Genomic DNA, 22,206 nt, shown 5'->3' with positions numbered 1-22,206 from the left:
AAAACGGTGGTTTTCTCCCCTTATTTTCGATAGGCTAAAGTATAGAAAAAAATTGAGGAGGTTACCATGAATAAAGAATTATTGAAAAACCCTGTATTTATAGTATCCGCTGCAGTCATTCTCATTCTTGTTATTTTAGGTGCGGTTACACCGGTGAAATTTGGAGAAGTAGCAGGGCGGTTATTTAGTTTTACTACCTTGAATTTCGGCTGGTTTTACTTACTTGCTGTCTTTATTATTACACTTTTTCTTATAGTAATTGCATTATCCAAATTCGGACGTATTCGACTTGGCACTGATGACGACCGTCCAGAATTTCCTTTCTTTACTTGGATTGGCATGCTGTTTTCAGCTGGATTTGGGGCCGGCCTCGTATTTTGGGGAGTAGCTGAACCAATGAGCCATTTCTTCACTTCCCCTATGGGCAATGAAGCACTAACACCAGAAGCGGCGAGAATTGCTATGGGTTACTCATTTTTCCATTGGGGTGTCAGTCAATGGTCGGTATTCGCGATTGTTGGACTGGTCATCGGTTTTTTGCAATTCCGCAAAAAGAAACCAGGGTTGGTTTCTACAGCTCTTGAGCCAGTATTAGGAAATCGGCCTTTAGTTAAAAACTCCATCGACTCTCTAGCCGTCATTGCTACCGTAATGGGAATTGCTACCTCTCTCGGATTAGGAGTACTGCAAATGAACGGTGGACTCAATGCTGTATTCGGTATTGATAATGCCTTCCCGGTTCAATTAGGCATTATTGCGGTAATGTTTGCGGCTTATACCTTATCGTCTTCTACGGGACTAAAAAAAGGAATTGCCTACTTAAGTAACTTAAATCTTGGACTGGCATTAATTTTAATGGTTTTCGTTTTCATTGCAGGACCGACTGTTTTCATCATGGAAACTTTCACATTAGCACTTGGGGATTACATTACAAACTTTGTGCCTTATAGTTTACGACTAGAACCTTATGCAAATGGACAGTGGGTGCAAGGATGGACAATTTTCTATTGGGCATGGGCAATCGCTTGGTCTCCATTTGTAGGCGCATTTGTAGCCCGTGTATCTAGAGGCCGGACAATCCGTGAGTTTGTTATGGGTGTACTAGTTATTCCGCCTGCTATCGCTTGTCTTTGGATCGCCGTCTTTGGGGGCACATCACTTTGGTATGATTTAAACCAAGGGGCAGGCATTGCAGAAGCCGTTAATAATGATTTAACATCTGCTTTGTTCCAAACTTTCGGCGTTTTACCATTGACGACGATCATGTCGATTCTTGCTATCTTGTTGATTTTCACTTTCTTAGTGACTTCGGCTGACTCAGCAACTTATATTCTGGCATCGATGACGAGCTTTGGTAGCTTGAATCCACCAACAGCCTTTAAGATTGTTTGGGGTGTGTTAATGTCCGCGATTGCCGCAGTTCTCTTGTATGCGGGCGGATTGCAAGCTTTACAAACAGCATCACTCATATCCGCCTTACCATTTACTGTGCTGCTAGTGTTAATGCTTTGGTCTTTCACTAAAATCATTCGTAAAGAATCACCTCCTATTCGGGAGTCTGAATTGCAGCGATTTAAACGCTTGGACCAAGAAATGAAAAAGCAACGCAATAAATAATTTAAAAAGGCGTACAGCACTTCCTCGCGGAAAGAGCTGTACGCCTTTTTGATGGTCTTATTATTTATCTTCGTTGATCAAACGAACTGTTTCATCAAATTCTTTCTCGATCTCTTCATCGCGTTTGTAAGTAACAAGACTCACAAGCCAAGTAACAAGAAGACATAGGAAGAAGCCTGGAATGATTTCATAGACACTGCCCATGAAATTCGTTAGTTCCGTTGCGCCAGGATCCTCTGCAGCTGTGCCCATAGAATCCCAAACGATAACTGTAACAGCACCGACGATCATTCCGGCTAATGCGCCTTTTGAAGTCAGCTTACGCCAGAACAGTGACAATAGAATAATCGGCCCAAATGCAGCACCAAATCCAGCCCATGCATAAGCAACCAAGCCTAAGATGGTGTTATTTTGTTCCCATGCTAAGTAAGCTGCAATAACAGCAATCAATGCTACAGCTACTCGACCAAGTGTTACGTAACCTTTAGCAGATGCTTCTTTTTTGAAGGCAATTTTGTATAAATCCTCAATAAGCGCTGAAGAACTTACTAAAAGCTGAGAAGAAATTGTACTCATTACAGCTGCTAAAACAGCTGCCAGTACAAATCCTGCAACTAATGGATGGAACAAAATTTGACTCAAATCAAGAAACACTGATTCTGGATCCACTAACGTCGCTGAAGGATTTTGCTGGAAATAAGCAATACCGATAAGCGCAGTTGCAGTAGCTCCAATAAGACTGAAAATCATCCAGCTCATCCCAATACGACGAGCAATACGAACTTCTCTCAAGGTTTTAATCGCCATAAAGCGAACAATGATATGAGGTTGGCCAAAGTAACCAAGTCCCCAAGCAGCGGCTGAAATAACGCCGATTGTAGAAGCTCCTGAAATTAAGCTCAACATGTTCGGATCTACTTCTCGAATACTTGCAGCGGTTTCGCCAAATCCACCTGTCGCGAAAATCCCTACGATTGGCACTGCGATTAAAGCGAGTACCATCATAACTCCTTGAACAAAATCCGTATAACTAACGGCTAGGAATCCACCGAACAAAGTATAAGCTACGACAACGATCGAGCCCAAGACAAGTCCTAGATGGTAATCCATGCCGAACGAGCTTTGGAAGAACAATCCAGAAGCCACCATACCGGATGAAACATAAAATGTGAAAAAGATTAAGATGATAATACCCGAAACAATTCTTAATAACCGCGATTTGTCTTTCAAGCGGTTTTCCAAGAAACTCGGGATCGTAATCGAGTCACTAGTAATAAATGAGTAAATTCGTAAACGTGGTGCTACAAAGAACCAGTTTAAAAAGGCACCAATTGTTAATCCGATTGCAATCCATACCTCAACTAATCCTCCAAGGTAAATCGCACCCGGTAAACCTAGTAAGAGCCATCCGGACATATCTGATGCTCCTGCACTTAGTGCGGCTACTGCTGGTCCAAGCCCCCTACCACCAAGCATATAGTCAGATAAGTTGGCTGTTTTGCGATAAGCGTACCAGCCAATATAAAGCATTGCACCTAGGTAAACGGTTAAAGCAATGATTTGATACGTTGTATCTGTCATTTTATCCCCTCCTTACTTAACAGTGTAACATTATTGACATATTTGAAAAGTCCCCTTTTGCGGTTTTAGTATAAATAAAAGTGGGAAGTAAAGCGATAAGGAGGCGATTTTTGATGCCATGGAACCAAAAAGACTACCCAGATTCGTTTAAAAACCTTACCGCTGATGTCCGTAATAAAGCCATTGAGATTGCTAATGCATTGCTTCGCGATGGCTATGAAGAAGGCCGTGCGATCCCGATTGCTTTAGAACAAGCCAAAAAAACTGAAAACAATGATGAGGACCGGCCAGTCTACGAAATAAAAAAACACGATGAAGGATGGCAGTTAAAGAAAAAGGATAGTAAAAAGGCCATTTTAATCGAAGAAACGAAAGAAAGTCTTATGGGAGAAGCCAAGCGTTACGTCAACAAAAACCATGGTGAACTTCACATTTATACGGAAGACGGCTCTTTGTCAGATACACTTTATGAATGAGTAAAAAACAGTAAAATGCCGCTGTCAGTCGACAGCGACATTTTATTTAAACCAGCCTTTTTCTTTAAACCGAGAGATGGCTTCAATTCGATTTCCAACTTCAAGTTTATCCAAAATGGTTGAAATGTAGTTTCTCACTGTACCCGTTGTAATAAATAATTCCTTTGCAATCTCTTTCGTGCTTCGACCTTCGGCAATCAGTTCCATTACTTGCTTTTCTCGATCGGTTAATGGGTTTTCATCAGCATAAGCCAAATCCACCAATTCGGGGGCATAAATCCGGCGACCAGACATAATTGTACGAATCGAAGTAGCCAAATCTTCACTTGGACTATCTTTTAACAAGTACCCACTGACCCCAGCTTTTCTAGCGCGCTCAAAATATCCGGAGCGGGCAAACGTGGTTAAAATAATAATTTGGCACGATTGGTCTTTTAAAATTTCTGCAGCGTCTAATCCACTTTTTAACGGCATTTCGATATCCATGATGCAGATATCCGGCTGTAGATTTTGGACAAGCTCGATTACTTCTTCTCCATTAGCCGCTTTACCTACTACTTCCAAGTCTTCTTCTAAATCGAGTAATGAGCCTAAAGCCCCCAACATCATCCGCTGATCTTCTGCCAATACAATTCGAATCATTTCATATCCCCCTTTGAACTATAGAGAATTACATTCGGAACTCTAATATTTAAGGTAGTACCATCCATTACTTTAATATCTACCGACCCGTTCACAAATTCCAAGCGTTCACGCATTCCTGCCAAGCCATTCCCTTGTAAGGAAGTATTCCCTTCTGGAAATCCCTCACCGTTATCTTGAACTTGAACAAGAAGTTCTTCAGGATTTTGCTTAATCAATATACTGCAGCGTGATGCACCACTGTGTTTCACCACATTTGTTACAGCTTCTTTCAAACACATACTCACAACATTTTCCATTAAGAGCGGCGTATTCGTTAACTGTGTTGAACCGTAAAAAACAAAGTCAATTTCAGCAGCTTTTAAAATTTGTTGCACGCGCAAGAGTTCTTCATCGAGTTTAGTACCACGCATATTTGAAACGAGCTCACGCACTTCTTTTAATGCTGTACGAGCTGTTTGTCTCACATCGTTTATTTCATTTAAAGCAGATTCTGGATTGCGATAAATCAGTTTTCCAGCTAAATCACTTTTCAAACCAATCAATGATAATTTTTGCCCTAAAGTATCATGTAAGTCACGAGCAATTCGCTCACGCTCTTCAATGATTACTAGTTGGGAAATTCGTTTATTAGCATCTTCTAGCTGACCTTCGAGCTTTTCACGCTTATTACGATTATACGTATTGAATGGCAAGAGAATAACGCCCAATACACTCAACACAATAAATGGTAACTGGGAAAGGTACAACTCACTATGATCAAAAAAGCCAAATACCACGGCCGTAATCGTTAATCCAATATGGAGACCATAAATAATGAAAAAGCCTACTTTATTGCGCAAATTCCCTATGAAAAATGCAACGAAAATGGAAAGGTACACATAGCCAAACAGGAAAATCATTCCGATATTTATGGCCATCTCAAAACTCACCCATACATACACAAAGCCAGTTCTAGAATTAAAAGACAATCTATACGCAATAAAGAACATTAATAAGAGCAAAATGCCAAAAATAAAATCCGTCATCGATGAAGAACGAAAGATAAAGAAGAAAGGCAAAATACAAAAGATGACCCAGGCGTACAGACTCAACCATGGATTTTTAGGGAATATTTGATACCAACTTTGCATAAGGTCCTCCTCTTTCTTACTTATTCAATCATAGCAAATAATACACAAAAGAAAAAACCATTCAGTTAAGAATGGTTCCTTCTCACTTCTTTATTGTTCAACCGTTTTTGACTCACTTAGTAAATGTTTGATGTCGCCAAATGTAACGAATGTTTTATTTGGTGCATCATACAATTTATAACGTAACGATTTAAGACTCGATTTGATATCAATTGTAGTTGCTTGTTGAAGAGGTGGTGAAGATACATGTGCTTTTTCCAAATTGTAGTTTGGCACACGCGGGCTCAAGTGATGCACGTGGTGGAAGCCGATGTTTCCAGTTACCCATTGCAATACTTTTGGAAGTTGGTAATATGAACTACCTTCTATTGCCGCTTTTACATAATCCCACTCATTTTCATCTTCAAAATACGAATCTTCGAATGTGTGTTGTACATAGAACAACCAAATTCCGAAAGCTCCAGCTACAAACATCGTCGTACCTTGTACGATCAAGAATGCCTGCCAACCAATCGCCAAAATTAATAGTGAGTAGATAACTACTAAAGAAATATTGATCAAATACGTGTTATTACGTTCTTTTTTGCGTGCATCTTTGCGGTTGAAACGACTTGAAATCAAGACAAGGAATAATGGTCCAACTCCGAACATAACTAGTGGATTGCGGTACATACGGTATTTGAAACGTTCCCATTTTGATGCTTCTACATATTCTTCGATTGTCATAACCCAGATATCGCCAACTCCGCGCTTATCTAAGTTCCCACTTGATGCATGGTGAATCGAGTGTTCACGTTTCCACTTTTCGTAAGCGAAAAGAGTCATGATTCCTGTAATCGTACCAACAATAGCATTCGCTTTTTTATTTTTGAAAAACGAACCATGTGTACAATCGTGGAAAATGATAAACGTACGAATTACGAATGCTGCAGCTACTGTTGACAATGCGATTGTCAGCCAAATTGAAACATCGAGTGCTTGATAAGCTAAAAACCAAGCTAAGATAAAAGGGGGTATTGTATTTACTAATTGTCTGACACTTGCTTTTACATCTGCTTTTTCAAATGGGGCGACAAACTTGCGTAATTGTGCTGTTTTTTCTCTGCTCATATCTTGTCTTCCTCCTTAGACGGACTTTTTCGGTCCGAATAACTTATTAACCTTATCTTAACGGGAAACCTGCAGGCGTATAAGACACAAACGTCTATATTTCTATATGACAGTTGTCATGTATTTCTAATTATCTACATCTTTAAAATTACAAGCGATACGTGTATAATGTAAATAGACAGAAAAATCAGAATGGAGTGAGACGTATGACTGGTATGGTTGCCATCATCATGGTCCTTTCAATTCCACTAGCTGCCATCATCACTACCCATCTCCAAAAGCAAACAAAAATTAAGGGACAAATGATAACTGATGAATTAGAGTTGGAAAAATTAAAGCATGAGAATTTTGTTATAGAAACACAAAAAATGCGCCTAGAGCTTGAGCAAATGAAGTTAGAAGATGCTAAAGAAAATGAAAACCTGCTATTAAAAAAAGGGTAGTGGAGACTAATAAGGTATTAAAAAGCCCTGGCACGCAATTCTGCGCCGGGGCTTTTCTGCTTTTTTGTCTAGACTCCAACAGCCAAATTCTCTGGACATAAGCCATTCCAACTACGTGGCCAAAAACGCCACTCTGTTGGCCTGTCTTATGCCTGTCGAATCTAAACGGCTGTTTCCGCTTTTCTGTCTAGACTCCAACAGCCAAATCCTTGGGACATAAGCCATTCCAACTACGTGGCCAAAAACGCCACTCTGTTGGCCTGTCTTATGCCTGTCGAATCTAAACGGCTGTTTCCGCTTTTCGGTTAGGTAAATACACTATTCTCAATTTCTTTTAGTTGATAGAAGTAAGCTTTTTTCTCCATCAACTCATCATACGAGCCACTTTCTACGATACGCCCTTTTTCCATAACGACAATCTGATCCATATTTTCAAGTCCCGTTAAATCATGACTAATAATGACAAACAAATCATTGTTGTTTTGTTGGAACATCTGTTGATAAATGACTTGCGCTGTCAAACTATCTACAGAAGATACCGGTTCATCTAGCAGCCACAGTGATTTCCCTCTTAACATGGCACGCGCAATTGCTAGCCGTTGTTTTTGGCCACCAGATAAATTTTGACCTTTTTCTTCTACCGTCATAGTCAAAGGAAGTATGTCTAGCTCAACTTTAGCTAATACTTGAATCATTTGCTCATCTGTTACCGCTGGATTCGCAATCAATAAATTGCTATGAATTGTTCCATAAAAGAAATGATTTTCTTGTAAAACAATATTCATTTCTTGCCAAATTTCTTCTTGTTTGAGAGTCTCGACAGGTTTTCCACCGATTGATAATTGTCCTTGGTTGAGCGGAAAAACATTTAGCAGCAATTGCATTAATGTCGATTTTCCAGACCCACTTGGTCCGACTATTGCCGTTTTTGTACCTGGTTTTAAGCGAAGAGATACGTGATCGACTGCCAAGCTGTTTTCACCTGGATATTGAAAAGATGCATCTTCTAGCCTTATATCAAGCGGTCCATTTGGCATCTGGCCAGCTCCTTGCGACAAGGTAGGTTCAGCTATAATTTCTTCTAAACGAACAGCCGCTTTCCGACTTTCTTCAAAGTAAGTTGGAAAAGCCGCCATTGGTGCCACGTTTTCAAAAGCCGCAATGGAAATCATCACGAGCATTGCCAAATACAAGCCATTTAGCTCACCAGCTGCGACAAAATACGCACCAACACCTAAAACAAAAAAGGATACGAGCAAAGCAACAAAAGCATTAATGGACTGTGCCAAGTTTTCTTCTAGCCCTTCTTTTCGTTGTCCTTCGTTGTATTGAGCTGCATCAATTTTCAATTGCTGTTCTTTTGCGTCAAGTTGTTGATGGATTTTCAAGTCACGGAAGCCATAAAGAAACTCAGTCGCTTCAATCGCCAAATTTCCTCGCTGTGCTCTCACTTGTCCATCTGCACGACGTTTTCTACTAGCGAAAAGTGCTGGAACCACTACAATGGTCAACAACATTCCGATAAAAATCACTATCGCAATACCTAATGAGAAGAACGAAGTAAAGAAAACCGCACTTAAAAATACGATGCCGAGAACCACTGGCGGGTAAAATACGCGCAGTAAAAAGTTTTGTAAACTTTCAACATCCCCAACAATTCGCGACAATAAATCCCCGCTTCGATACTTACTAAATATTCCTGGTGCAAGTGGTGACAAACGCTCAAAAAACGATACTCTTAAATGACTCAACATGGTAAATGTTGCTCGGTGAGAATACAAACGCTCTCCGTAACGACTTAAAGCCGATGCGAAACCAAATAACTTCAAACAAGCTGCCATAACTACAAGCGTCGTCATTTGAGAAGTTAAGGCTGCCTTTGAAATCAAATAACCACTAGATCCCATTAACGCGACACTTGCAATACCTGCTAGAAAGCCAAAAAAGATAGCTATTAACACATCTTTTTTTTCAAGAAGCGTCAATTTTAAAATATCTTTTAAATCACTCATTGCAAGCCACCTCCTTGCTGTGCTGCAAGCATTTCTTCGTACGGCACATGAGTTTCCAATAGTTCTTCATGATTTCCGGTCGCATCTAGTTTGCCATCATCTAAAAATAAAATGATATCAGCGTCTTTAATTGTGTGTAGACGATGGGCAACCGTAATAACGGTTGAAGTTTTTTGCAACTCACGAAGTGAATCTTGCAAAATTTTCTCGGTTCGCAAATCTAGCCCGGTTGTTGGCTCATCAAATAGAATAAGCGACGGTTTCTTCAAGAAAGCCCGTGCAAGTGCAATTCGCTGCTTTTCTCCACCAGACAAGCCGCGGCCTGCTTCACCAATTGGCGTTTCAAATCCTTTTTCAAGCGTCGATACCATTTCAGCAATGCCTGCTTTTTTAGCTGCTGTTAGCACTTCCTCATCACTTACGTCACCTGCGACACCCATTTTTATATTTTCTCGAATGGTGCCGGCAAAAAGGTATGGATGTTGGGAGATGTAACTTAATTGATCAAACCAAGATGTTTCACTAATAGTTTCTCGAGCGACGCCATTGACATAGAAACGACCTGCACTTTGCGGAAGAAGTCCTGCTACTAGGTGCATCAAAGTCGTTTTTCCTGAACCACTCTTCCCAACAATCGCCACTTGACTATAAGGCGGAATTTCCACATTGAGCGAAGCTAATGAAAACCCTTCTCCGTATTGAAAAGATAGGTGTTCTAGTGATAAGTGAGGGGGCTCTTGCGCCATCGTTTCTTTTCCCCACGTCAAATCCACATTCGCTTTCTCTAGTTCAGCAGTTAATTGTTTTGCGGCTGATACACTCCCGCGTGCCGTATGAAAAGCACTGCCGAAATCTTTTAATAAGTTAAAGAAATCCGGTACTAAAATCAATATGAAAAACGCTGTAAAAAAACTAATACTATCAAATACAACGAGTCGTAGTCCTATTTCTAATGCTACAATGCCAATGCTTAACATGGAAATATACTCAAGCATCAAAGAAGAAAGAAATGCAGATTTTAATACCTCCATCGTCGAGTCTCGGAAACTCAAACTACTTTTCTTAATAGCTTGCTGCTGCTTTTCAGCTTGTCCGAACAGCTTCAGTGTTGAAAGTCCTTGTAAAACGTCTAAAAAAGTACCCGAAAAGCGGTTGAGTTGCTCCATTTTTTCATCGGCTTTTTTCTTTGTTCCTTTTCCGACCAATGCCATGAAAACCGGAATAAATGGTGCCGTAATTAAAATAATGACCCCACTTGTCCAGTTTTGTGAAAAAATTACACCTAGCAAGATTACAGGTATACTATACGTTTGAATCATCTGAGGAATATATTTACTAAAGAAACCGTCTATTTCATCTACAGAATCCATTAACAAACTGACTTTCTGACCCGACTGACCTTGTGTTGCAGCGAGCAATGGATTTCTGGCGAATGATTGGATTAACGTATTTCTAAATTCATTTTTTACATCGGCAGCTAAATTGACTCCGGCTTTACCTAAAGCATATCCCGATCCTGCTCGCAGCAAAATCGATATCAACAACCCACCGAATAATGGGATTAAACTTTCAAAAGTAGCGCTCTGAAGAAAAACACGATCTGCAATCATCACGAAAAACAGGGCTTGACCAATTGTGGCAAGTCCTTTAAAAATTGACATTACGACTAAAAATGTCATTGTGTTTTTCCGTTGAAATGCTAACTGCTTTAAATCGTTCATGCCATTCGCTCCTCTGCTATATCTCCTTCTATTATAAAGCATCCCTTAGGGAAACCCCCGTCGATTGCCCACGTTCAAAGGATTTCCAGCGCGCTTTGTTACAGCTCTGTTCACAAATTTATATTTTTTGTCCGCAAAAAAATCTGCTAGCAATAATACGCCGCAGATTTAAAATGACTAATTTTCGATTGTGCGTTCATAAGAACCTGTTGTAAAAATGACCGTCTTTAACCAAGCCATATCTTCTTGTATTTTCTTTTTTAAAGACTGATCCATGCATTTTCGGTATTCTTCCATGAGCTTTGTTAGCTCATACTCGAAAATGGCTAATTCTTCTTCAGTAATCATTGTAAACACCCTTTAAGGTAAGCCGTTTTAACGCATGCTTTATTACCTATTATAGTGAGTATATTATACCAAAAGATTCTCTTATTTGTCATTAAAATATTTTTTCGTTTTATAATAGCAATAATAAAATTGAATAAGAAATTAACCCCACACAAAAGGCCAGTAAGCTGCTTTCTCTTTCTTCCGGCAACTCTTCTTTTAAGACATTTAATATCACGCCTCCAGCTAAGAAAGCAGTAAGCACAGAAATAATCCATTCATGAACTTCAGCAAAAGCTCCGATTCCCCATCCAATCAGAATAGCAGCAGCTAATAGCCACCTGCCGTATCGATCGTAATCTTCTTGGTGAGTCGCACGCAACCCTTTGTCATTCGTTATAAAGTGCACACCCATGGCAATAAAAAACAATGTCATGCCCCAAGGATTTCCGTACTCCTCCCTAACTAATAGATAGCCAATGATGCCATTATAAAGAGTAAAAGAGGCAATATGAAGCCAAAAAATCCCTATCGCCGCTTTCGGCGTTTCTGCATGCTTGTTTTTCTTTTTTGAAACAGTAACCGAATTTTCCAACGCATAAAAAACCACTAAACCAATCATAGCAATCAAATAGATATGATTCTCTATAAAAAGTAGTCCGCTATTTCTAAGTTCCCCTTGCAAATCCTTCTGAAAGATACTCAATTCTGGCAATAGATGCAAGAAAACATAAGCGACCGATATTCCACCTACTACCGAGAGGAAACGACTTCGCGGCAAAACTTTCATCAGTTTTAAGCTTTTTGAAAATAGATGAATTGAGACAAATCCAAGAGCAAAAATAAAACTCAGCCAAGTCATCTGCAAACTCCTTCCTGCGCACCTTACATCTATTTCAGCGTAGTCTTTATTTTAATAATGTCCCCGTAGACAAAGACACCTAAACTAATGGCTGCTAAATTGAACAAAGGAAAGCGTCATCTAGGACGCTTTCCTTTGTTCAATCTCTTTTAAACTTGTGCTTTCTCGCTATGTTCGATGGATAATTCACGCAGCTTAAATTTTTGTATTTTCCCAGAAGCTGTCATTGGATATTCTTTCGTGAATTCAATATAGCGTGGAATTTTATGGCGAGAAATCTTCCCTTTGCAGTAAGCTCTCAACTCTTCCCCATTGAGTTGCTCATCTTCTTTTAAAATAATCCATGCCATCAATTCTTCTCCATATTTGGGATCGGGTACACCGATTACCTGAACGTCTAACACTGACGGATGCTGATACAGAAACTCCTCAATTTCACGCGGATAAATATTCTCTCCTCCACGAATTACCATATCTTTTATCCGACCTGTAATATCAATATAGCCTTCTCCATCTTCAACTGCGATGTCACCGGTATGAAGCCACCCTTTCGCATCGATGGCCGCTTTTGTGGCATCCTCATTTTTATAGTAACCTGACATCACATGGTAGCCTCTAGTGCAAAGCTCTCCCGGCATGCCTATTTCTACCGTTTCTCCAGTTGCTGAGTCAATGATTTTCACTTCTACTCCAGTATGCGGCTTACCAACTGTCGACACTCTTTTTTCAATATTATCATCGGCTCTTGTTTGAGTAATTACAGGAGATGATTCAGTTTGTCCGTATGCAATGGTAATCTCTGACGCACCCATATCATTAATGACTTTTTTCATCACTTCAATCGGACATGACGAGCCTGCCATTATTCCCGTCCTCAATGTCGAAGTATCAAACGACGAGAATTCCGGATGGTTTAACTCCGCGATAAACATCGTCGGTACTCCATGAAGACCTGTACATTTCTCGTCCTGGACCATTTGCAAAATACGTTTTGGTTCAAATTGCTCCGCAATAACCATTGTCGTGGAATGCGTGACTGCCGCCATTGTTCCGAGTACACAACCAAAGCAATGGAAAAACGGCACAGGAATACACAAGCGATCTTTTTCCGTTAACGCCATCGTATCCCCAACTAGTTTGCCATTATTGACGACATTCAAATGAGTCAGCATAACGCCTTTTGGAAATCCTGTTGTGCCGGATGTATATTGAATATTGATGACATCCTCAGGTTTCATCGAATCGAAGCGTTCTTCAAACTCAGCATCGCTAACGTTTTTAGCAAAATCCTCAAACTCTTGCCATGTATAAATTCCAGGATAATTGTTATTGCTCATGACAATTACCCGTTTAAAATGAGGCAGCTTAGCACTGTGGATTTGTCCTTTTTCAGCGGTCGCCAATTCTGGGCATACCGTTTTTAAAATATCTATATAACTCGTTCCTTTAAACTCTTCTCCTAGTATTAAAGTCGTCGCGTCGGACTGATTCAATAAATATTCAAGCTCGCTCGATTGATAACTAGTATTGACGGTTACCAATACTCCCCCCATTTTACCAGTGGCAAACTGACTCAACAGCCATTCTCGTTTATTGTCTGACCAAATGGCGATATGTTCTCCTTTTTCAATCCCAATGCCCATAAATGCTTTTGCTAAACGATCTGTTTCTTCGTCAAATTCTTTATACGTTTTTCGAATGTCATGTTCCGGGTAAACGTATGCCTCAGTTTCTGGATTCTTTGCAGCTTGCTCTTTTACGATTTGACCAACTGTCTTATGTAAAATACTCACCATGCATCCTCCTAATTGAAAACGTTTTCACTCTACTTTATATTATCACAAAATTCCAAATTAATGGAACTTAATCGATATCAAAAAAGACGGACAACTCGCTCTTTACGTATGCTGCATGATAAACTAAAACCATTACACAGAACGGAAGGGATCGACCATGGACTTACAAACAATGCACGATCAACTAGCAGAAAGACTTTCAAAAAAACAACTCGTTTCAGCCACCATTAGCCAACCACGATTAAAATCAAGCGACATTAAACGAATCAAGTTAAAACCCGTTGAAATAAAAAAGGATTATTTCATCCAATTTGAATACCAGCATGAACATGTATTAAAACATGAAAATTTGTCGTTAGAAGAAGCTGCAGCAAAATTAGCTTCCTTATTCACGGATTACCGCCAAGCTCTTATTCAATTTACAGAAGAAAAAGTGCAAATTCAGCTATCCAAAAAATCAAAAGTTAGCTGGAAAACAGAGCAAACAGGCACTCAAAAAGTTGAACTTTCTCATAACCGCAAAAAGCAGTATTTATTAGAAGACGGTATTCCATATCCATTCCTTGTACGCCTTGGTGTCCAAAGTCCAGATGGCAAAGTCAAAAAGCAAAAATACGATAAATTCCGCCAAATCAACCGCTTTATCGAATTTATCGATGACACGCTCGCTTATTTGCCTCAAGACCGTACCGTCCGTATACTCGATTTCGGTTCTGGAAAATCGTATTTAACTTTTGCACTATATCATTATTTACGCATCGAAAAAGGCTTGGACCTCCGAGTTACCGGACTCGATTTGAAAAAAGAAGTAATCGAAGAATGTCAGCAAATTGCACAAGACTTGCGCTATGAGCAACTTGAATTTCTAGTTGGCGACATTAACGATTATAATGATGAATCTGCAGTCGACATGGTTGTCACATTACACGCTTGCGACGTAGCAACCGATATGGCGTTATCACGCGCCGTTAAATGGGATGCGAAAGTCATCTTGAGCGTTCCTTGCTGTCAACATGAATTGAATAGCCAAATCATTGCACCAGAACTCGGCATTATGCTTCAGCATGGTCTAATAAAAGAACGTTTCAGCGCACTGGCTACCGACTCGATTCGCGCAGAACTGCTATCGCTTGTAGGCTATGAAACGCAGTTAATGGAATTTATCGATATGGAACACACCCCTAAAAACATTTTGATTCGCGCTTATAAAACTGGTAAAAAACCGAGTGCCGGACAATTTGAACGTTATCAGCAATTCACTTCTTTGCTGTCAGCTAAACCCTTTTTAGAAAACGAATTAAAGGAGTACCTATGAAACGAAAAAATTTAGTTAATGGCATTATTTTAGCTTTTTCCGTCGTGTTGATCCGCTTTATCGACGTGCGCATTTACGATATGAACTTGGTTGTAACCCTACTGATTTTAGCTGCACTTATTTACGGAGCCATGCGAGTGGTCGAACGATTTCCATCACTTGATCAGCCTGTTAGCAAACGTTCTTCGTATATCGTGAACACATTAGTCATTATCTCTATCTTTCTAGCATTCTTTATATTTAAGCTATAAAAAACAAAAACTGACTCGGGATCTCCGAGTCAGTTTTTGTTTATCCACTTTGTTAATGCTTCTACCACTTGGTCTTGTTGCTCAATTGGCGTGATGTCGGCTGAATTATCGCCTTTTTGGTCACCGTATAAACCAAATTGTGCGTGATTGCCACCTTCTATTTCTACAAAAGAACGATCTTCAGCAAACAGTTGTTTACTATCTTCAATGTCTTGAACTTTCGATAAGCCATCCAATTCTCCATAAATCGACAGCATCGCTAAATCGCTTTGTGAAAAATCACTCGCAGGATACGAACCTAAAAAATACAGTCCCTTAAGTTTTTGGGATGGGTCTTCTGCATAAAAAGAAGCGGCGACTCCTCCTAAAGAATGACCTCCAACAAACCACTCTTCTACTTCTGTATGTTCGTCAATGACGTCATCTGCCGTTCTAGCACCGAGAATTCCAAAATTCAATGGCAATTGAGGAATCGATACGACAAAGCCTTGTTCACTCAAAGATTGACCCAAATAAGCATAAGCTTCCTTTTCAACTTTAGCCCCTTGATAAAGGATTATTCCTTTACCGTTTGGCGATTCCGGTTGAAAAAACAGTCCTTCTTCATCTTTTTCAATTGCAGTCAAATCTACATTTTTTGTTAACAAAGAACTCGGTCCATAATCAAACTGAGCATAAATGATAAAACCAACAACGACGGTCACTATTAGCACTAAAATACTCATAACAATACGGAACAGCCATTTTTTCATCGAATCACCTGCTTGCTATGCATATTAATAAGCCAAACCGACACGGCTTTGAACAAATTCTTTCGATTCCAGTTGATGATAAGCGAACTCAGCGGTATCACCCACTGTGATTTCTTTTCCTTCTATAGGCAGAAAATCTTTCTCTGTCCGGTAGTTACCACGCGCTTCACCATCAGGCAAATATGTAGGACAAACAACCGTCCAGTCAAGAGATGCTTTTTCAAACAAGCGGTATACTGCTTCATGCTCTTCCGCAGCAAACGTCATTTTGCGTTTTGAGTCGCCACCTTCATAGCGGAGAAGACCAGGACTCAGACGGCTATTTAAAATTCCAGCAGTTCCAATGGAAATGATTCGTTGAATATTATTTTTCTCCATTGACTTAACGATTAAAGGAGCAGCCTCTGACAAAGTCGTGGTACGGTCTGTGCCAATCGCACTGAAAACCGCTGTCGTGCCAGCGATTGTTTTTTCAATGTCTTCCGCATTTCGCACATCTCCAATGACAACTTCCAAATTGGGGTGCGCTTCTAGTTTTTCTGAACGAACCAATGCCTTTACATCATGACCATCTGCTAATGCTCGTTTTAGAATTTCTTCTCCAACGCGGCCTGTCGCTCCAAATATCGCCAGTTTCATTACTTTCCCTCCCCCTATTTCTGCTAAAAGCTCGACTTATTTAAAGTGAAAGCCTTTTTTCGCCAATACTTCTTTTAAATCTTTACGATGAGGCTTGCTAAGGAAACTCGTCATTTGCTGTGTCCACGTAGCTGACTTTTGATTGGAGCCACGGCTCTCATAATAAGATTGAATGGTCTGGTCATATTCTGGCAATATTGTTTCATATTTAGCTTCATCATATTCATTCTCATGCAAAATGGCTTCAACCGGCAAACGCGGTTTCACTCCATTAGCTTCATTAGGCACACCGATTGTTAACCCGTAAACAGGAAAGACGCCTTCAGGTAGACCTACTAGCTCGCTAATTGCTGCCATATCATTCCGAACACCACCGATATAACAAATGCCGTAGCCTTTAGATTCTGCCGCAAGCACCAAGTTTTGCGCTAACAGTCCAACATCTGTCACGGCAACTAGTAGATTTTCTGCTTGGTCAAAGATAATGTCTTGTCCGTGCAGTTTTCCTGCGTGCTGAAGTCGATTATAATCTGCACATAATAGGAATACCGCTCCCGCTCCTTCCATTTGTTTCGCATTTTTAGATAGTTCACCTAATTTTTTGCGTTTCTCTGGATCTGTTACCCAAACGATTGAATACGCTTGGACAAAATGTGATGTGGCAGCGTGTTGTGCTGCTTCTATTAGTTCACTAACTTCCTCTCGCGTTAATTGTTTTTCTTTATAATCTCGGACAGAAGCGTGTGCTTTCATTAACTCAATAACCATTCATGTGTATCTCCTCTCTGCTTGTTTCTTCTATCCTACCAAATTCTTCACCACGATACTCTTTTCGTGATTTTTGCTACAATAGAACCAATAGAGGTGAATGATTTTGAAAAACATAAAAACCGCTTTTTCCATTGTCTTCCTACTGGTTATTGGCGTTTTTTTATTTATATGGATAGAAAATGAACTGGCGTTTCGTGAAGATTTGGCGAATCGCCCTTTGCCTTCTGGACTGCATCCCATTGTAGAAGAAAAGCGTGATTTACTTGTCAACGAAGCCGCTGAATTGGGCATTAATATTTTAATAACGGATGGCTATCGTTCACCCGAAGAACAACAAGGATTGCACAATCAAGGGCGCAACATGCCTGGTGCTATCGTCACTTATGCAGAAGCTGGAGAATCTTATCACAATTATGGTTTAGCCATTGACTACGCGTTGCGACTAGATGATGGCTCTGTAGTTTGGGATATAGAGCGAGACGACAATGGTAACGGTAAAAGTGATTGGTTTGAAGTAGCAGCTATTGGCAAAAAACTAGGATTTGACTGGGGAGGAGATTGGCAACGCTTTAAAGACTATCCTCACCTTGAAATGACTTTTGGCTTGTCGATTCGTGATTTACAGCAAGGATGGCGTCCTGAAGATAAGATCGAGTAAACCTTTTGTAACGGATATGTCCTTTGTTTCGTCTGATGTGTAAAGGAGGCACAACCGTCATGAAAATCTTGACGACTGCAGGAGTTATTGGTGTGGTTTTATTGCAATCCGCTTGCGGAATCACTCCTACTCCACAAGACAATTTAACCGACTTTCATGTAACGAGTCCAAACGCCGAAACAACAAAAGCCGACTTTACTTATCGTTTAGTAACAGAAAAACAACAGTATACGGAAGGAGACAACGTAGCAGTTTATGCTGAGTTGGAATATACCGGCGATTTGGAAAGCATTGAAATTTCCCACGCCGCTTCCCCTTTTTATTTCCCTATTTACGAAGAAACAAGAAATTATTCGGTAGAATATGCTATGAATGAACCATTACTGATTACCGTATTAACTAAAGGAGAACCCTTAAAAGAATACTATTCAGGCAGTGGTGGCTACAGTAGTGAAGATGATGACGCTTATATCGAGTTTGTGCAAGATGTCTCAGCCAATAATTTTCCTTACGGTTATTATAAAGTGTCCGGATATGCAGATTTTTTCATTGAAACCACGGATGGTTCTAAAGTTTTCTACAATCTCAATGCGCTTATTGATTTTAAAGTAACGCATTAAAAGAAGCCGACAAATTCTCTAGATGGAGAATTTGTCGGCTTTTGCTATTGGTTATATTTGTTTTTTTATAAGCTCTTCTTTACTCTTCTCCATGTGCCCAGGCAATACGTGGGTCAACTTGTCTTGTCATTCGGACCATAATTGGTTGAAAGCCCATTTTCGGCCAGAAATAAGAGGCCAATTGATTTGCCGTACGCCAGTCTGCATAAATATAGCCAAAGCCTTGATTTTTCATTTCTCCAAAACAATGGTTTGCTAATGCACGCCCAACGCCTCTCCCACGAAGCTCTGGATTTGTCGAAGCTGCTGGAAGTTCTACACATTTCTCCGGAATCACTAAACTTAAACGCTCTTCTTTTTGGAAATACACATGGAATCCAGCAATTCGATTGCCTTGGTCGGCTAACCATAAATAAGCAGCTTGATCTTCCGCCAACGCTTCATAGCTTTCTTTCACGTTTTCCAGCGTTTCTCGTGTGATTGGTAGCCAAGACGGCGCTGTTGACTGATGAATGCTATTCCACATAGCCATTTTCTTTAATAGAGGAGAATCTTCTTTACTGCCTTTACGAAACTCCAACTTCGGAACAGTGCCGTTTTTAGGCTCAAAATCATTCAGTGAAAGAATTCCATATTTTTGGTCAAACGCAAATGACTGATCTAGCCATTGGTCAATGACTTTTTCGTCGCCGAGAGGTGCCATCAACATGTGTTGGAAATAGCCATGCTTAATCCATTCAGCGCCCGCATTTGCATATAGCAGTCTTAATAGTCGCGGATGTTCGTGCTCACTAATGGCGATTGATTCATAGTCCATCCAAACATAACGCCCGTGTCTGGCGTCTTCCTTGAATTCATACAGCAAATAACCAATAACATCAATTTCTCTAACCGCTACAATGCCATTAATATAAGGACGTTTTAATACATTTCGCAATACTTCTTCTGCGTCATCAATTTCTTCAAATCTTTCAGGTAGAAAGTTAAAGATTTTCCGTTCGCGTTCGTGCCTCTTTGCTAGCAATACAGCCATTTGCCGAATATGCTTTTCTTCCATCCCCATAATTCGAATCATCCACAATCACTCCTCTGAATGAAGTTTCACTTCCAATATCGCGTAATTTCCAACGTAGTTTTTTTCACCAAATTGAACAGGAACTGGTTCTACAAAGATAGGACCGTCGACGATGATCGTATGGAATTCCCCTTTTTCACCACATGCGTCAACACCTGCCGCTTCCAGCTCATCGATTAACTCATGTGTAAACTCACGCCCTAAAAAGTGCTCGTCTAGTCGGCTTGTATCCACAACCGTAATAACCGACTTAAATCCTTCTTCGATTAACTCTTTTAATAATGATTTGCGTGGTTCTTGCCAAAGCGGATGAAGGACGCCGATCCCTGCTTCAGCGCTAACCTTTTCGACCCAGTCTAAATGATCTTGCAAATCGATATCCCCATACACACCCATATCGATTCCTTGCGCTTTAAATTTTTTTAGCTGCTCGATAAATTCTTTTTCATACCCCGACCAACTAGCTTTTCCAATGATTAAAGGCAAGCCCATCCGTTCAGCTTGCGCTTCCATCACTTCGATGGGCAAACCATGTGATCGTGATTTCGTACCGTCTTCTTCAAACATTGTAAATAACGTTAGTGGCACATGGCCTTCTACTACTGCTCGGTAATAAGCGAGTGCTGAATCTTTTCCGCCACTCCATGACATAACAAATGATTTTTGCATCATACACCTCTTTATTTTGCTGTTAATGTAACTAGTTCGCCATTACTGGATCAAAACCCTTTTACACGGCGTCATTTTGAAGTATTCAAGGTGTTCAACATGCTGCTTTAAGCATTAAAGTTGTCGTCCTCTCTTTGTGAATATGTAATTGTTGTCGCGTTTACTGTTTAATACACTAAAGCATAGGGGAAACTTTAGTAAAGACAAAGGAGGCATATACATGCAACAGCATAAACTATATATAAACGGCGAGTACACAGATTCTGCAGGTACCGAGTGGATCGACATCATCAATCCTTCAACTGAAGAAACTATTTCACAAATCCCTAAAGGCACGAAAGACGACGTTGACCGAGCAGTAGAAGCTGCATTCCAAGCACAAAAAGCTTGGGAGCTCACACCTAATATCGAGCGTGGTAAAATCGTTCGCAAGCTTGGTGACAAAATTGCTGAAAAACGTGATACCTTTATCGACCTATTGCAGGAAGAACAGGGGAAAAGCTACGAATTGGCTAGCGGAGAAATCGATCTTGCCATAGATTATTTTCACTACATGTCTGAATGGGCAAGACGTATCGAAGGTGAAATTTTACCAAGCGACCGAACAAACGAAAATATTTTTGTTTATAAAAAACCTATCGGTGTCGTAGCTGGTATTATTCCATGGAATTTCCCAGTCTTTATCCTTGCTAGAAAAGTAGCAACAGCTCTAGTTACAGGCTGTACGATTGTTATCAAACCAAGCCAGCAGACACCAAATACTGCCATGGAATTCACTAAAATCATCCATGATATGAGCGAGATTCCAGCGGGGGTCTATAATGTTGTAAACGGAACTGGCTCTGAAATCGGCAATGCTCTTGCATCACACGAAAAAGTACAGATGGTTACCTTAACGGGTAGCGTTCCAGCAGGTACAAAAGTGATGGAGGCTGCTGCGAAAAATATTACAAAAGTCAATTTGGAATTGGGTGGTAAGGCCCCGGCGATTGTTACTCAAAATGCAGATCTTGACTTAGCAGCTAGAGCCATTGCTACTTCTCGATTAGCAAATAACGGGCAAGCCTGTACAAATGCGGAACGCGTCTATGTCCACGACAGTGTAGCAGATGCATTTACAAGCAAGCTCATCGCTATTTTCGAATCGAAAGTGATGGAAAATCCGCGTCTAAACAAACAAGCCGATGTAGGTCCACTCGTTAGTCAGGATCGACTCGACACTGTACACAACATGGTCGAAGCAGCGATTGCAGAAGGAGCTACTGTTGCCATTGGTGGTGAACGTGACAGCAGTCAATCTGGCTTTTTCTACAAACCAACTATCCTTACAAACGTAGAGCACGATTCAACTATTATTCGCGATGAGATTTTTGGTCCTGTCTTACCAATCACAACGTACAGCACATTGCAGGAAGCAATTGAAAAAGCCAATGACACGGAATTTGGCTTATCGTCTTCTGTTTATACAACCGATTTAAACGAAGCGATGCAAGTGGTGAACGAAATGAAGTTTGGTGAAACTTATGTGAACCGAGAAAACTTTGAAGCAGTTCAAGGCTATCATGCTGGCATGAGAAAATCCGGACTTGGCGGTGCAGATGGTAAACATGGAATGGAAGATTTTCTCGTCACACAAGTCGTCTACATGCAATACAAGAACAACAACTGAATATATGCACTTTAAGATAAAAACCCCTCTTCCTTTTTCTAGGAAGAGGGGTTTCAACTCGGTTGCT

The 22,206-nt window shown here is 40.3% G+C and carries 22 protein-coding genes; 8 read left to right on the top strand and 14 right to left on the bottom strand.

The window, feature by feature from the left end; genetic code table 11:
- The first annotated feature begins 66 nt into the window (after positions 1–66).
- Positions 67–1,617: a BCCT family transporter gene (locus MLE13_RS09300; protein ID WP_240749446.1), complete on the top strand. Its 1,551-nt coding sequence runs from the start codon at positions 67–69 to the stop codon at positions 1,615–1,617.
- 60 nt (positions 1,618–1,677) lie between these two features.
- Here the strand turns inward: MLE13_RS09300 and putP are convergent, their stop codons facing one another.
- Entirely contained in the window at positions 1,678–3,198 is a 1,521-nt protein-coding gene (gene putP, locus MLE13_RS09295) for a sodium/proline symporter PutP (protein WP_240749445.1), read from the bottom strand.
- Between the two features lie 113 nt (positions 3,199–3,311).
- Between putP and MLE13_RS09290 the strand changes: the two genes are divergently transcribed.
- On the top strand, positions 3,312–3,674 hold the full coding sequence (locus MLE13_RS09290) for a DUF2188 domain-containing protein (protein ID WP_240749444.1): 363 nt from the start codon (positions 3,312–3,314) through the stop codon (positions 3,672–3,674).
- Positions 3,675–3,716: 42 nt separating this feature from the next.
- On the opposite strand, the gene MLE13_RS09285 is transcribed toward MLE13_RS09290, so the two are convergent.
- From MLE13_RS09285 to MLE13_RS09275, 3 genes are all read right to left on the bottom strand, one after another.
- Positions 3,717–4,316 (bottom strand): response regulator transcription factor, encoded by a 600-nt coding sequence (locus MLE13_RS09285; protein ID WP_240749443.1) that lies wholly within the window; start codon positions 4,314–4,316, stop codon positions 3,717–3,719.
- Positions 4,313–5,449: a sensor histidine kinase gene (locus MLE13_RS09280; RefSeq protein ID WP_240749442.1), complete on the bottom strand. Its 1,137-nt coding sequence runs from the start codon at positions 5,447–5,449 to the stop codon at positions 4,313–4,315. The genes MLE13_RS09285 and MLE13_RS09280 overlap by 4 nt, the downstream gene beginning before the upstream one ends.
- Before the next feature lie 90 nt (positions 5,450–5,539).
- Positions 5,540–6,559: a fatty acid desaturase gene (locus MLE13_RS09275; RefSeq protein ID WP_240749441.1), complete on the bottom strand. Its 1,020-nt coding sequence runs from the start codon at positions 6,557–6,559 to the stop codon at positions 5,540–5,542.
- Between the two features lie 206 nt (positions 6,560–6,765).
- On the opposite strand from MLE13_RS09275, the gene MLE13_RS09270 reads away from it, so the two are divergent.
- A complete protein-coding gene (locus MLE13_RS09270; RefSeq protein ID WP_240749440.1) occupies positions 6,766–7,002 on the top strand; it encodes a hypothetical protein in 237 nt (78 codons plus the stop codon).
- A 305-nt stretch (positions 7,003–7,307) separates the two neighbouring features.
- Here the strand turns inward: MLE13_RS09270 and cydC are convergent, their stop codons facing one another.
- The 5 genes from cydC to MLE13_RS09245 form a co-directional block, all read right to left on the bottom strand.
- Positions 7,308–9,014, bottom strand: a complete 1,707-nt coding sequence (gene cydC / locus MLE13_RS09265) for a thiol reductant ABC exporter subunit CydC (protein WP_240749439.1) — start codon at positions 9,012–9,014, stop codon at positions 7,308–7,310.
- Positions 9,011–10,735 carry a thiol reductant ABC exporter subunit CydD gene (cydD, locus tag MLE13_RS09260; RefSeq protein ID WP_240749438.1) on the bottom strand — a complete coding sequence of 575 codons (1,725 nt, stop codon included), beginning with the start codon at positions 10,733–10,735 and terminating at the stop codon, positions 9,011–9,013. Before cydD ends, cydC begins: the two co-directional genes overlap by 4 nt.
- 177 nt (positions 10,736–10,912) lie before the next feature.
- Positions 10,913–11,083: a hypothetical protein gene (locus tag MLE13_RS09255; RefSeq protein WP_240749437.1), complete on the bottom strand. Its 171-nt coding sequence runs from the start codon at positions 11,081–11,083 to the stop codon at positions 10,913–10,915.
- Between the two features lie 109 nt (positions 11,084–11,192).
- Positions 11,193–11,924 carry a hypothetical protein gene (locus tag MLE13_RS09250; protein ID WP_240749436.1) on the bottom strand — a complete coding sequence of 244 codons (732 nt, stop codon included), beginning with the start codon at positions 11,922–11,924 and terminating at the stop codon, positions 11,193–11,195.
- A 149-nt stretch (positions 11,925–12,073) separates the two neighbouring features.
- On the bottom strand, positions 12,074–13,717 hold the full coding sequence (locus MLE13_RS09245; protein ID WP_240749435.1) for an AMP-binding protein: 1,644 nt from the start codon (positions 13,715–13,717) through the stop codon (positions 12,074–12,076).
- A 160-nt stretch (positions 13,718–13,877) separates the two neighbouring features.
- Here MLE13_RS09245 and MLE13_RS09240 point away from each other — a divergent pair, with 160 nt between their 5' ends.
- Both MLE13_RS09240 and MLE13_RS09235 read left to right on the top strand, forming a co-directional pair.
- Positions 13,878–15,035, top strand: a complete 1,158-nt coding sequence (locus MLE13_RS09240; protein WP_240749434.1) for a class I SAM-dependent methyltransferase — start codon at positions 13,878–13,880, stop codon at positions 15,033–15,035.
- Positions 15,032–15,286: a hypothetical protein gene (locus tag MLE13_RS09235; protein ID WP_008428155.1), complete on the top strand. Its 255-nt coding sequence runs from the start codon at positions 15,032–15,034 to the stop codon at positions 15,284–15,286. The genes MLE13_RS09240 and MLE13_RS09235 overlap by 4 nt, the downstream gene beginning before the upstream one ends.
- A 29-nt stretch (positions 15,287–15,315) precedes the next feature.
- On the opposite strand, the gene MLE13_RS09230 is transcribed toward MLE13_RS09235, so the two are convergent.
- Genes MLE13_RS09230 through nfsA form a run of 3 tightly spaced genes read right to left on the bottom strand, consistent with a single transcriptional unit; the run spans position 15,316 to position 17,445 of the window.
- On the bottom strand, positions 15,316–16,038 hold the full coding sequence (locus tag MLE13_RS09230) for an alpha/beta hydrolase (RefSeq protein ID WP_240749433.1): 723 nt from the start codon (positions 16,036–16,038) through the stop codon (positions 15,316–15,318).
- 24 nt (positions 16,039–16,062) lie between these two features.
- Positions 16,063–16,677: an NAD(P)-dependent oxidoreductase gene (locus tag MLE13_RS09225; protein WP_240749432.1), complete on the bottom strand. Its 615-nt coding sequence runs from the start codon at positions 16,675–16,677 to the stop codon at positions 16,063–16,065.
- A 36-nt stretch (positions 16,678–16,713) separates the two neighbouring features.
- Positions 16,714–17,445 carry an oxygen-insensitive NADPH nitroreductase gene (nfsA, locus tag MLE13_RS09220; RefSeq protein ID WP_240749431.1) on the bottom strand — a complete coding sequence of 244 codons (732 nt, stop codon included), beginning with the start codon at positions 17,443–17,445 and terminating at the stop codon, positions 16,714–16,716.
- A 106-nt stretch (positions 17,446–17,551) separates the two neighbouring features.
- Between nfsA and MLE13_RS09215 the strand changes: the two genes are divergently transcribed.
- Both MLE13_RS09215 and MLE13_RS09210 read left to right on the top strand, forming a co-directional pair.
- Entirely contained in the window at positions 17,552–18,106 is a 555-nt protein-coding gene (locus MLE13_RS09215; RefSeq protein ID WP_240749430.1) for a M15 family metallopeptidase, read from the top strand.
- 59 nt (positions 18,107–18,165) lie between these two features.
- Positions 18,166–18,726 carry a hypothetical protein gene (locus MLE13_RS09210; RefSeq protein ID WP_240749429.1) on the top strand — a complete coding sequence of 187 codons (561 nt, stop codon included), beginning with the start codon at positions 18,166–18,168 and terminating at the stop codon, positions 18,724–18,726.
- Positions 18,727–18,805: 79 nt separating this feature from the next.
- Here MLE13_RS09210 and MLE13_RS09205 read toward each other — a convergent pair whose 3' ends face one another.
- Positions 18,806–19,801, bottom strand: a complete 996-nt coding sequence (locus tag MLE13_RS09205) for a GNAT family N-acetyltransferase (protein WP_240749428.1) — start codon at positions 19,799–19,801, stop codon at positions 18,806–18,808.
- Between the two features lie 6 nt (positions 19,802–19,807).
- Positions 19,808–20,470, bottom strand: a complete 663-nt coding sequence (locus tag MLE13_RS09200; protein ID WP_240749427.1) for a diphthine--ammonia ligase — start codon at positions 20,468–20,470, stop codon at positions 19,808–19,810.
- 220 nt (positions 20,471–20,690) lie between these two features.
- Between MLE13_RS09200 and aldA the strand changes: the two genes are divergently transcribed.
- Positions 20,691–22,139, top strand: coding sequence for an aldehyde dehydrogenase (aldA, locus tag MLE13_RS09195; RefSeq protein WP_240749426.1), 1,449 nt, complete (start codon positions 20,691–20,693; stop codon positions 22,137–22,139).
- Positions 22,140–22,206: the final 67 nt, after the last annotated feature.

This window comes from Planococcus halocryophilus (assembly GCF_022489025.1).
GTDB lineage: Bacteria > Bacillota > Bacilli > Bacillales_A > Planococcaceae > Planococcus > Planococcus halocryophilus_A.
Note: the sequence above shows the minus strand (reverse complement) of the source record. Positions and strands in the feature narration are given on the sequence as shown.

What these genes read in the sequence shown, in the direction of transcription:
- MLE13_RS09300 (WP_240749446.1), top strand. Translation starts at nt 67, where the DNA reads ATGAATAAAGAATTATTGAAAAACCCTGTATTTATAGTATCCGCTGCA.
- putP (WP_240749445.1), bottom strand. Translation starts at nt 3,198, where the DNA reads ATGACAGATACAACGTATCAAATCATTGCTTTAACCGTTTACCTAGGT.
- MLE13_RS09290 (WP_240749444.1), top strand. Translation starts at nt 3,312, where the DNA reads ATGCCATGGAACCAAAAAGACTACCCAGATTCGTTTAAAAACCTTACC.
- MLE13_RS09285 (WP_240749443.1), bottom strand. Translation starts at nt 4,316, where the DNA reads ATGATTCGAATTGTATTGGCAGAAGATCAGCGGATGATGTTGGGGGCT.
- MLE13_RS09280 (WP_240749442.1), bottom strand. Translation starts at nt 5,449, where the DNA reads ATGCAAAGTTGGTATCAAATATTCCCTAAAAATCCATGGTTGAGTCTG.
- MLE13_RS09275 (WP_240749441.1), bottom strand. Translation starts at nt 6,559, where the DNA reads ATGAGCAGAGAAAAAACAGCACAATTACGCAAGTTTGTCGCCCCATTT.
- MLE13_RS09270 (WP_240749440.1), top strand. Translation starts at nt 6,766, where the DNA reads ATGACTGGTATGGTTGCCATCATCATGGTCCTTTCAATTCCACTAGCT.
- cydC (WP_240749439.1), bottom strand. Translation starts at nt 9,014, where the DNA reads ATGAGTGATTTAAAAGATATTTTAAAATTGACGCTTCTTGAAAAAAAA.
- cydD (WP_240749438.1), bottom strand. Translation starts at nt 10,735, where the DNA reads ATGAACGATTTAAAGCAGTTAGCATTTCAACGGAAAAACACAATGACA.
- MLE13_RS09255 (WP_240749437.1), bottom strand. Translation starts at nt 11,083, where the DNA reads ATGATTACTGAAGAAGAATTAGCCATTTTCGAGTATGAGCTAACAAAG.
- MLE13_RS09250 (WP_240749436.1), bottom strand. Translation starts at nt 11,924, where the DNA reads ATGACTTGGCTGAGTTTTATTTTTGCTCTTGGATTTGTCTCAATTCAT.
- MLE13_RS09240 (WP_240749434.1), top strand. Translation starts at nt 13,878, where the DNA reads ATGGACTTACAAACAATGCACGATCAACTAGCAGAAAGACTTTCAAAA.
- MLE13_RS09235 (WP_008428155.1), top strand. Translation starts at nt 15,032, where the DNA reads ATGAAACGAAAAAATTTAGTTAATGGCATTATTTTAGCTTTTTCCGTC.
- MLE13_RS09230 (WP_240749433.1), bottom strand. Translation starts at nt 16,038, where the DNA reads ATGAAAAAATGGCTGTTCCGTATTGTTATGAGTATTTTAGTGCTAATA.
- MLE13_RS09225 (WP_240749432.1), bottom strand. Translation starts at nt 16,677, where the DNA reads ATGAAACTGGCGATATTTGGAGCGACAGGCCGCGTTGGAGAAGAAATT.
- nfsA (WP_240749431.1), bottom strand. Translation starts at nt 17,445, where the DNA reads ATGGTTATTGAGTTAATGAAAGCACACGCTTCTGTCCGAGATTATAAA.
- MLE13_RS09210 (WP_240749429.1), top strand. Translation starts at nt 18,166, where the DNA reads ATGAAAATCTTGACGACTGCAGGAGTTATTGGTGTGGTTTTATTGCAA.
- MLE13_RS09205 (WP_240749428.1), bottom strand. Translation starts at nt 19,801, where the DNA reads ATGATTCGAATTATGGGGATGGAAGAAAAGCATATTCGGCAAATGGCT.
- MLE13_RS09200 (WP_240749427.1), bottom strand. Translation starts at nt 20,470, where the DNA reads ATGCAAAAATCATTTGTTATGTCATGGAGTGGCGGAAAAGATTCAGCA.
- aldA (WP_240749426.1), top strand. Translation starts at nt 20,691, where the DNA reads ATGCAACAGCATAAACTATATATAAACGGCGAGTACACAGATTCTGCA.